Raw genomic sequence first — 10,091 nt, 5'->3', positions numbered from 1 at the left:
GCATCATCTGTTGGATTGCCCACTCCCGGGTCTGCGCTGAATAGCGTTTCATCGTCCATTCGCTGTCCGCCCCCCATCTTTACATTAATCGGTTCGGGTGAGGCGACAACTAGCCTGACATGGAGGGCGGCAAAGAAAGATAAGCAAAGAAAGCCGCTCACCCCGCCAGCTCATAAGCGGGGCCCCCGCACAGTTGCGGTAGTGGTGCATCTGGAATCAGTGTCCTCGCACATTCGGCGCGCGTGACAAAGCCGTCATACTTCCCGGCTCGCACTGCGTGCTCGCCGGAAGGGTTCATCAGGAACATTGCGCTTCGCCTGGATTCGTTGGGACCATCGGCTTCACCTCGGTGAAGCACCCAGTTATCCTAAAGATTCACGTTGCTGGTGAATGAAAGCACGAAAAAGCCGGCCAAATGACTGCGCATAAATAACGCTTCGGCGCGCGCAGCGCCGCCGGAAGTATGACTCCCTTGTCACTCACGTCGAATGTGCGAGAGCACCGATTCCAGATGCACCACTACCGTAACTGTGCGGGGGACCCGCTTATGGGCTGGCGGGGTGAGCGGCTTTCTTTGCTTATCTTTCTTTGCCGCGGCAAAGAAAGTAAGTGCCGCCCCGCACAGGGGCAACGCTAATAGACCAATAAGAAATCAAGGAAAGGCCAAAAAGCCAGTTCAAGGAAAGGCCAAAAAGCCAGCTCAAGGAAACCCCCAATAGCAGACCGCCCTCAAGGCCCAGCCCCAAGCGCGCCGTCACGCGCGCACCAACCCCGTGCTGCAACGCAGCGAGACGTTCCGCTGCGCACAGCACCGCATCGCATGCGTTCCATCGTTAGCCAAATCCCGCCACCGGCGGCCAGGCCACCGACGGCCAGCACAGAACCCTCAGGTCAGTTTTTCCAACACTACTGCGTTTGCTGGAGTATTGTTTAAGCGCGCTGGGAGCTTCACAACGTCACTCTTCTACAAGACAGGGAACTCCGTGCGGGCAGCAAAGCGCTCGCAGGCGCGTGGTTTTTTGCATGCAACGATGCGAACTCAACTTTTCGAGGATGGAGAAAACGTGAAAACAGTGAATCTATTGAAGGCGCTTGGCATCGCGTTGTGTGTGGCGACTGCGTCCAGTGCCTATGCCCAGTCCAGCGACGCGATGGCGGCGCCGGCGCCGGCTCCGTCTGCGAAGGCGGTGAAGAGCGCGGACCGCAAGTTAGGGCTGAGCGTGCGCAAGGCTTTGTCGAAGGCGCAGGGTTTCGATGTGTCGAACGTGTTTGTTCGGGCGCGTGGCGGCGCGGTAACCTTGACTGGGTCGGTACCCGACGGTGCGCAGATCCCGCAAGCGGAGGAAGTGGCGAAGAACGTCGCCGGCGTGAAGTCAGTCAGCAACAAGCTGACGATCGGTACGCAAGGCGGTGGCGGCTGAGGTTGACCTCGCCTGGCAATTGATAAACAACGAACAGGTCACGATAGGCATCGCCGCTAGAACCACTCCGCAGCGATGCCTATCGTCCTGATGTTGTCCTGGTATTTGAACCGTCACCGTCGGGCCAGGCCTACCAGGTTGCGACATCCGTTTCAACGTCCTGCCATACCGGCTACCCGGCGCACGGCGGTCCAATCCGCTCGCTGGAATGCTGGCGCGTTGTGTTTTGCACCCCACCGCTATGCGCGCACAAGCCCGGTCATCGGCTGCGTGCCCGCGGTTTGGCCAAACAGCGTGGCGGCCATGCGTTGCGGATCGAGTCCAAGGCTTTCGCTCGCGACGCCCGCGATCAGCGCATCCAGCGACAAAGTCGGCTTGAGGTCGCGCGCTTCGTAAAGCTCGCCCGGTTTCAGGCCGGGCCAGTCGGCAAGTACGCGTCCGCCCACTACCGAACCGCCCAGCACCATCGCCACCGAGCCGGTGCCATGGTCGGTGCCGCCCGTGCCGTTGGCGGCGGCGGTTCTGCCGAACTCGGTTGCCACCACCACAGTCGTCTTGCTCCATGACGGACCCATGCCGTCCCGCAATGCTCCGAGCAGCGTGTCGAGCGCTTTCAGCTGATCGGCAAGGCGCGCGTTCTGCGCGGTATGCGTGTCCCAGCCACCGGTTTCGATCATCGCAATTCGCGGACCGTCGTCGCGCGACAGAAAACCCGCCGCGAGTTTGCCGAGGCTCGCCGGGTCCTGACGCGCGCCGGCGTCACCCGCGAGCCCGCGCGCGGTCATCGCCGACTGCCATAGCGGCCGCAATTGCGCATCCTGGTCGTACAGTTGCGAGACCCGCATCAGCAGATCATCAGGCGCCTGCGGCAAGCCCGAGGGCGCATACGACGTCACCGCCGCCTTACCGCGCAGCGCCATCGGCACGGTCGGCGCGAAGGCGATCGCGTTCTCGCGGGTGGCCGGCATCGATGCGACGAGCCGGTTCAGCCAGCCGTCCTTCATCTGATACGGCGACGCGCCGCCGGTCTCCAGCACGTTCTGCCCGTCGAAATGCGAGCGGTCACGATACGGCGAGGCCACCGCGTGCACGAACAGCGCCTGATGGTCCGCATACATCGCGGCGGTCCGCACGAGCGAGGGATGCAGCGCGAAGGTGCCGTCGAGCCGGGTTGCGCTGGATGCATCGATCGCGAGGGCGCCGCGCAGTGTCGAGTAGGCGGGCTCGGCATACGGCACGACGATGTTCAGGCCATCGGCCGCGCCGCGCTGGATCACGAACACGAAGCGGCGATCGGTGGCCACGCTGGCAAAGGCGATGTGCGGCGACACGAGCATCGCGCCCGCGCCCGCGGCGGCGATGCCCATAAACTTGCGGCGTGAAAGCATGGCATTCATCTCCGTTGAAAATCCGGCGAGACCAGCAGCAGCGCAATCGCCGTCGACGCGCTTTCGGCCCGCGACACCGCCATGGCCGTCGGTGCACTCAGCGAGCCGGCCAGCAACGTGGGCCCGAGCGAGCGGGCGTCGAGCCGGTCGCCGACCCGCGAGGCGAAGCGCTGCGCCACTTCGACCCGGCGCACGAGCGCGTCCGGCGCCGCCCAGCTCGCGGCAATGTCGTCATAGCCGGCGGGCGAACCAGGACGCCATACCGGCTGACCGAGTTGCGTCAGAATGGGCGCGGTCTGCAGGTTGCCGAGGTCCTGCCAGCCGAGCCCGCGCATCGAGGAAATAGTCCATTCCCACGGCGTCTTGAACTTCACGGCGACCGGCGACCACGCCTCGCGCATGTCGATCAGCGTCCGGTACACGGTCGGCAGATCGCCGCCGCTGCGTGCAAACGCGCTCGCCAGCCGCGCGCTCACGTCCGGTGGCGGATTGTCCGCGACGAAGTGACGGGCGAGCTTGCCGCCAATGTGCTGCGCGGTCGCGGGCGCGCCGGCGAGGTCGTGCAGGATCGCCAACGCCTGCTCGTCGCCCGGCTGATCGTAGCGGCGCCCCATGATGGTTCTCGCGCCCGGTTCGTGCAGCGCGGCGCGAAACACGAAGGTGCCTGGGGCGGCGTTCGGCGGCATGGCTTGCCGGCCCGCGTTGCGAGGATCGCCGGGATTGCCCGGATTGCCGGCGAGGCTCCAGCCGGTCAGCGCGCGAGCGAATTCGGTGACGTCGTCCTGGCTATAGCCGCTCCTCACGCCAAGGGTATGCAACTCCATGATTTCGCGCGCCAGATTCTCGTTCAGACCACGCTTGATGTCCGGATTGCGTTGGGCGGCACGCATGGCCGCCATGCTGTCCGGCCCGACCGAGCGCGTCTGGTCAAGAAACAACTGCATGGCCGGATGACGTTCGACCGCAATCAGCATGTCTTCGAAACGGCCCAGCACGTGCGGGCGAATCGCTTCCGCTTCGAATGAGCCGGCCAGCGCGGCGACGCCGGGTTTCTCGGTGGATACCGCGAAATGATTCGCCCAGAAATGAACCAGCCGCTCGATGAAAGGCGTTGGCGTGGTCAGTGCGCTGGCGACCCGCGCGTTCACCGACGAGCGGTACATACCGAGGATTTCGCCGCGCAGCGCTTTTCTTTCGGCTTGCTTAGCAGTTTGGGCAGTCGCTTCTATTGCGGCTTGTCCGGTGGCTTGCGGGTTGGTTTTCCCGTTGGTTTGCGTGCCGCCTTGTTCGTTAGCTTGCAGGTTAGCTTGCGCATTCCCCTGGCTAGCCGCCGTGCCTTCGCTCACGTTCTGCGGATTCTGCTGGACCTGCTGATTCAACTGGTTCATCTGCATGCGCTGCTGTGCCAGCTCGGTGGACAGCGCGACTGAATCAGGCTGGCTCGCCCACGCCGCAGGCCGCGGCTGATATTGCTCGAACTGCGCGAGCAGCCAGCCTTTCGGGTCGGCGGGCGGTGTATCGTCGGCACGCGCGCCGAGCCCGAAGCGGTTCAGCGCAATCGCCGCGGGATTCATGTCTGGTGAGGTAGCCATGCCATCCTCTTCGGCGTTGGATATTTCTTTAAACGGGCGCCACGATGAAATCCGTCGCGCCCATTTAGCATTTTCTTAATCACCTGAAGCGTCACTCGATGCGTCACTCGCGGCCGCGTTGCCCGACTTCGCCGGCTTGTTCGCATTGGCGGCTAGTTGCGGCTCACGCCACTGACCGCGCAGCTTCAGGCTCTCGGCGAATTCGACGCGCTGCTCGGGCGACAGCGTGGCCGCAAAGTCCGCCACACTGCCCTCCACTTTCGCGCGCAGGCTGCTGTCGGCCTCGCGCGTGCGGGCCAGCGCGGCATCCAGCGCGGCTCGATCGAACTGCGGCGCGGCCAGCAGGCGCAACACGTCGCGCCGGCCTTCCCGCCCCTCGCGCGCAAACTGCCGTCCGTCGCGGCGCGCATCCTTCAACCGGTCGGCAAAGGCCTTCTGACGCTCGACCGGCAGCGGTTCGGCAGCGAAGCGCAGCGCCGTGTGCTGCTGCGCCACCACCACACTACCCGCGGCACGCGCTGCAAACCATTGATAAGCACCGCCGACAATCGCGCCCAGCAAAAACACGTTGAGTACCAGCGACGCCCCCAGCACGATTTTCCATGACCGGCCGTTCATTCGCCGCTCCAATCGGCGGGAGAACCACCGAAGCTCGAAGTTAAATAAGAGGATTCATGCGCTTGCGGAACGCTCCCGGTCACCACAAAGAACGACACCGCGAAAGCACCGGCCACGCCGCCCAGCAGTCCGACGCCGGCCACCGCCGCGCCCGACCACCACCATCGCCGGCGGGGCGAAATCGGGCGCCGTACCGGTGCGTTGCCGATGATGCGCTGCCGCAGCGCCATGCCCGGCGGCTCGACCTTATCGGCCGAGAGCCACGCATCGAGGACGACCGCGTCCGCCAGCGCCGTATCGGCCTCGACGCGATGCGCCGCGGCCCAGCGCTGCGCCGCCGCGCGCTCTGGTTGCGGCCAGCGGTGTGAATCGGCGCCGTAGGCTTCGACGATCTGATGAAATCTTTCGGGCGTCATGACTTGTCCTTCCTAAGGCCGCTGCCGGCCAGTTGAGCGCGCAGATTGCGGCGCGCGCGTGCCAGCAGACTTTCCAACGCATCGACCGTGATACCCATCAGGGCAGCAGCGTCGAGGTTCGACATTTCCTGGTAGTAGCTGAGCACCAGCGCCTCGCGCTGCCGTGCCGGCAACGCGGCGAGCGCCGCGCGAACGCGCGCGTCCCGGTCGCGCGTTTCGAGCATCGTGTCGGGCAATGCGGCCGGGTCGATCTCGTCGGGCAGATCGTCGTGCGGGACTTCGCGGCGGCCGCGCAAGCGGTCATAGCAAAGATTGAGCGCGACGCGATGCACCCACGTATCGACCTTCGCCTCGCCTTCGCGCCAGCGCGAAGCCTGTTTCCAGATCCGCACGAAGACCTCCTGCGCCACGTCTTCCGCTTCCATGCGATCGCCCAGCAGGCGCGTGGCGAGCGCGAGCAGACGCGGCAGCTTGCGCGCGACGAACGAGCGGACGGCCACCGGGTCCTGGCGAGCGACCCGCGCCAGCAGTTCCGCGTCGGGATCGCGCTCGCCATCGGGATGGTCTGCGCGATCGGGATGGCTGTCGGGATGGCGATCGGGATGGTTCTGGCCATGGGGCTCGCGTTCGCTCAAGGCGTGCGGCTCCGCAGCGCGCGCCGGGTGCGGAGCGCGACTCGGGTGGTTGTGCGCGCACCGATCCGGACGGCGCACCGCGATTCGATGACTGCGTGCATGGCATCAATATACGACGCCCGAGCTTCAGGCCCAATGCCCTTCGACCCAGCGCCAGTTCGGGCCGCGCTGCACCCAATGCCCCGGCATCCAGCGGTGGCCGACGCGAACGGGCCGCCAACGGCCCGGCACCCACACATAACGCCCATGATCCCAACGCCAGCGCCCTTGATCCCAGACGTAGCCGGCACGCGGCGCCGGCATCACTTCCGCGCGGGGCGGCGGGGGCGCCATCGGCGCGACGAGCACTGCCTGCGCGAAGGCGGGCGCCGCCGTCAGCGCGGCGGCGCTCGTGATTGCCGCTGCGAGCACCGTGGTCAGAAAGCGGACCGGTTTGGTCGTTGTCATGCTGGTTTCCCCTATCCAATCCGAGCCGAAGCCGGAAGCGGCTCCGTTTCTTCTTGAACGCAGCAGCCGGAAAAATCCGTCGCTTTGATTGGCATGGGGAAGAACCGCGCTGAAAGCGTGCGACTCGCGGCGGCCAGAAATCGTTCAAAGTTGGAGAACCGCGTCGGTCATCAGCTGCACCGCGAGACTCGGCGGCGCGAGCCGGTGAGGTATCCTTGCGGGTTCCGCGACCTCTATCCGTACCCTGCCCGATGGCCGATTTCCCTTTTGACGCGGTACTCTTCGACTGCGACGGCGTGCTCGTCGACTCCGAGCCCATCACCAACCGCGTGCTGACCGAGATGCTCGGCGAGCTGGGCTGGCAATTGAGCGTTGAAGAGACGATGCGCATTTTTGTCGGCAAGGCCGTCAAGGACGAAGCGGCGCTGATCGAAGCGCATACCGGCTTCGCGATTACGGCGGATTGGCTAATGCAGTTTCGTGCGCGCCGTAATGAGGCGCTGGATCGCGACCTGGTGGCGATTGACGGCGCGGCAGCCGCCGTGCGCGCGCTATTCGCGGCACTCGACGGACGCATCGCTGTCGCGTCGGGCGCCGATCGGATCAAAGTGGAATTACAACTGGCGAAGGCCGGGATTCTGGACTGCTTCGAAGGCCGCATTTTCAGCGGCCACGAAACCCCGCGCAGCAAGCCCTATCCCGACGTCTACCTTGCCGCGGCCGCGGGCCTGGGCGTGGACCCGCAACGTTGCGCGGTGATCGAAGATACCGTCACGGGTGCGACGGCGGGCGTGGCCGCCGGCGCCACCGTGTTCGGCTATTGCCCGAAAGAGCTGGGTCACAGCAGCGCGACCGCGCTGCATGGCGCGGGCGCGGTGCATGTGTTTCGGGACATGGCCGAATTGCCTGGGCTGCTTGCGGGATGGCGAGGCATGCCGCGCTAAGCGCACGCGCCGTTAGGCGAACGCGGGATCGATCGGCACGCGATAGACCCGATCTACGCGATTTTCAACCGCGCGGCGACTAGCCTCGATTAGCCCCGTTCGCCATAACGGGTGTGACTGTTGGCAGCGCACCGACACCGTCGCATCGCGAGTCGGGCTATCTCAACCACCTTGTGTGCGCAAGATCGGGCGCAGGCGGAGCGCGCGCGGTTCTGCGATGGATGGCACGGTGTGTGCAATTGGAATTCATGAGCGCGGCGATAACCGGGCTCATTGTCAATCCAACCCTGCCGGAGATCCACCATGAAAACGCTAGTCCTCAAAGATCTGCCCCGCGTCGACGAACTCGACCGCTCGGCTTCGCAATCCATAAGCGGCGGCATTGCCTGCCTCACGCGAGAAGCGCCGTCTGCTTGTCCCGGCGGCATGATGCCACCGGTTGTCGTCCGGCGTGGGTGGGAGTGTCCGCCGATTCATTGGGGGTGTGGGCCGGTCTTTCAGCCATATGGAAATCAGCCTTCGCACTGTGAGCCGAAGGTGGTGCCGCTTTAGGCCGTGCGAGAAACCGCAAAAAAAAATAGACGGGCCGGCATAGCCGGCTCGTCTATCTTCATTGCGCCTCTTTTCACGCGCAGATCGACGTTCAATCCTGTCGATGCGCCTTTAGCCACACGAGCAACTTCAACCGCAATCGGCACACCGCACACGGCAACGACATCGCCGCCGTATGCACGCGAGCCGTGTCATCGCAATCAAGCCTGCGCTACGCGCCCATAAGTGTCTTCGAAACGGACGATGTCGTCCTCGCCGAGATAAGCGCCGGACTGCACCTCGATCAACTCGAGCGGAATCTTGCCCGGATTCAGCAACCGATGCGTGACCCCGAGCGGAATATACGTCGATTGATTTTCCGTCAGCACGATCTCCTTGTCGCCGTTAGTGACGACCGCAGTGCCCTTGACGACGATCCAATGTTCCGCGCGATGATGATGCATCTGCAAGCTCAGCTGCGCGCCGGGACTCACGACAATGCGCTTGACCTGGAAGCGCTCGCCGCTGTCGATGCCTTCGTACGATCCCCACGGCCGCACCACGCGACGGTGCGTGACCGACTCGTGGCGTCCCATGGCATTCAACTGCGCGACGATCTTTTTGACGTCCTGCGCCTGGTCGCGATGCGCGACGAGCACAGCATCAGCGGTCTCGACGATCACGACGTTATCCAGCCCGATCGCGGCCACCAGCCGGTATTCAGCGCGAATGTACGAATTGGTCACGGCGTCGGTCAGCACGTCGCCGATCAGCGCATTGCCCTTTGCATCGCGCTCCGCAATGTCAGCGAGCGCCGTCCACGAGCCGATGTCGTTCCAGCCGAGGTCCGCCACCGCGACCACGGCGGCGCGCTTCGTTTTCTCCATCACGGCATGGTCGACCGAGATGTTGGGAGAGCCCGAGAAGCTTTGTGCATCGAGATGGACGAAATCGCTGCCGCCTTGCGCACTCGCCAACGAAAGCTCCGCCTGCTTCGCGATTTCGGGCTCGAAGCGACGCAACTCCTCCATGTAGGTGGACGCTTTCAGCATGAACATGCCGCTGTTCCAGTAGTAGCCGCCTTCAGCAAGAAAGCGTTCGGCCGTTCGCGCATCCGGCTTTTCAACGAAAGCGTCGACCGCATAGCTCTGCGCGCCGTCTACCAGTTCCGCGCCGGTACGGATATAGCCGTACCCGGTGTGCGGCTCGGTCGGCGTGATACCGAAGGTGACGAGATAGCCGTCTCTGGCGATCTGCGCGGCGGCGCCGGCCGCCTTGATGAAAGCCGGCTCGTTTGCGATGACGTGATCGGACGGCAGAACCAGCAGCAACGCGTCCGGACTTTCGCGCATGGCGAGCAACGCCGCCACCGCAATAGCCGGCGCCGTGTTGCGGCTGGCCGGTTCGAGCACGATCGCCGACGACACGACATCGATCTGGCGCAACTGCTCCGCGACCAGAAAGCGCTGTTCATGGTTTGTGACGATGATCGGCGATGCAACGTCGGCGACACCGTGCAGGCGCAGCGCCGTTTGTTGAATCAGCGTGTTCTCGCCCGTCAACTTGAGATATTGCTTCGGATATCCGCCGCGCGACATCGGCCACAGCCGCGTGCCGCTTCCGCCGCAAAGAATTACTGGATGAATATGCATGGTCCTTCCTCTCTAGATATTGTTTTTTAAATTTGCGCGAGCCGATTTTCTCCGCCTCGGTCAAGCCCGGCGCATAAACTGCATTCGTACCGATTCAAGCTCGTGCGGCAAACGATGCGAGATCGGCGCGCGGCGCGAGAGTTCGACAAAACCCAGGCGCCGATACAAATTATACGCACGCCGATTACTCACCAGCACATCGAGTACTACCTGACGATCGGGCCCGTCGTGCATCAGACCCGCCCGTAATACACTGGTAAACAGCCCGCTGAACACGCCGGCATTCCGCATCTGCTCATCCGTCGCGCAATGAGCAATCAGTGTCTGTGACGATTTCGGTGCGGGCAATTCACTCTCCAGCACCAGCCCACGCAACAGCATGCCAACCGTGCGGCGCACGCCGAAAAAAATCAGCAGCAGCAGCGCGACATGCGGGTCGTCAAACCA

At 64.1% G+C, this 10,091-nt stretch carries 11 protein-coding genes; 3 read left to right on the top strand and 8 right to left on the bottom strand.

Annotated features, from left to right (window positions below):
- Positions 1–1,064: 1,064 nt before the first annotated feature.
- Positions 1,065–1,421, top strand: coding sequence for a BON domain-containing protein (locus tag QOC89_RS31350; protein WP_179741415.1), 357 nt, complete (start codon positions 1,065–1,067; stop codon positions 1,419–1,421).
- Between the two features lie 239 nt (positions 1,422–1,660).
- Here the strand turns inward: QOC89_RS31350 and QOC89_RS31345 are convergent, their stop codons facing one another.
- The 6 genes from QOC89_RS31345 to QOC89_RS31320 all read right to left on the bottom strand — a co-directional run bounded on the left by QOC89_RS31345 (position 1,661) and on the right by QOC89_RS31320 (position 6,517).
- The gene (locus QOC89_RS31345) at positions 1,661–2,809 is read right to left on the bottom strand and encodes a DUF1501 domain-containing protein (protein WP_323048593.1); all 1,149 of its coding nucleotides are present in this window, start codon (positions 2,807–2,809) and stop codon (positions 1,661–1,663) included.
- Positions 2,810–2,814: 5 nt separating this feature from the next.
- Complete coding sequence (locus QOC89_RS31340) at positions 2,815–4,401, bottom strand: DUF1800 domain-containing protein (protein WP_323048592.1); 1,587 nt, start codon at positions 4,399–4,401, stop codon at positions 2,815–2,817.
- A 75-nt stretch (positions 4,402–4,476) separates the two neighbouring features.
- Positions 4,477–5,019, bottom strand: coding sequence for a periplasmic heavy metal sensor (locus tag QOC89_RS31335; protein ID WP_323048591.1), 543 nt, complete (start codon positions 5,017–5,019; stop codon positions 4,477–4,479).
- The gene (locus tag QOC89_RS31330) at positions 5,016–5,435 is read right to left on the bottom strand and encodes a hypothetical protein (RefSeq protein WP_323048590.1); all 420 of its coding nucleotides are present in this window, start codon (positions 5,433–5,435) and stop codon (positions 5,016–5,018) included. Before QOC89_RS31330 ends, QOC89_RS31335 begins: the two co-directional genes overlap by 4 nt.
- Entirely contained in the window at positions 5,432–6,070 is a 639-nt protein-coding gene (locus tag QOC89_RS31325; protein WP_323048589.1) for an RNA polymerase sigma factor, read from the bottom strand. Before QOC89_RS31325 ends, QOC89_RS31330 begins: the two co-directional genes overlap by 4 nt.
- 126 nt (positions 6,071–6,196) lie before the next feature.
- A complete protein-coding gene (locus QOC89_RS31320) occupies positions 6,197–6,517 on the bottom strand; it encodes a YXWGXW repeat-containing protein (protein WP_323048588.1) in 321 nt (106 codons plus the stop codon).
- Between the two features lie 251 nt (positions 6,518–6,768).
- Here QOC89_RS31320 and QOC89_RS31315 point away from each other — a divergent pair, with 251 nt between their 5' ends.
- Both QOC89_RS31315 and QOC89_RS31310 read left to right on the top strand, forming a co-directional pair.
- Positions 6,769–7,461 carry an HAD family phosphatase gene (locus QOC89_RS31315; protein WP_323048587.1) on the top strand — a complete coding sequence of 231 codons (693 nt, stop codon included), beginning with the start codon at positions 6,769–6,771 and terminating at the stop codon, positions 7,459–7,461.
- A 303-nt stretch (positions 7,462–7,764) separates the two neighbouring features.
- On the top strand, positions 7,765–8,013 hold the full coding sequence (locus QOC89_RS31310; RefSeq protein ID WP_323048586.1) for a hypothetical protein: 249 nt from the start codon (positions 7,765–7,767) through the stop codon (positions 8,011–8,013).
- 200 nt (positions 8,014–8,213) lie between these two features.
- On the opposite strand, the gene QOC89_RS31305 is transcribed toward QOC89_RS31310, so the two are convergent.
- Together QOC89_RS31305 and QOC89_RS31300 are read right to left on the bottom strand one after the other, a co-directional pair.
- The gene (locus tag QOC89_RS31305; RefSeq protein WP_323048585.1) at positions 8,214–9,644 is read right to left on the bottom strand and encodes a mannose-1-phosphate guanylyltransferase/mannose-6-phosphate isomerase; all 1,431 of its coding nucleotides are present in this window, start codon (positions 9,642–9,644) and stop codon (positions 8,214–8,216) included.
- A 60-nt stretch (positions 9,645–9,704) separates the two neighbouring features.
- A partial coding sequence (locus QOC89_RS31300) for a GNAT family N-acetyltransferase (protein ID WP_416340520.1) occupies positions 9,705–10,091 on the bottom strand: 387 nt, incomplete at its 5' end.

Origin of the sequence: Paraburkholderia sp., assembly GCF_034668105.1 — a bacterium.
Taxonomy (GTDB): Bacteria; Pseudomonadota; Gammaproteobacteria; order Burkholderiales; family Burkholderiaceae; genus Paraburkholderia.
The sequence above is the reverse complement of the archived record's forward strand: the minus strand, read 5'-3'. Positions and strand labels throughout refer to the sequence as shown.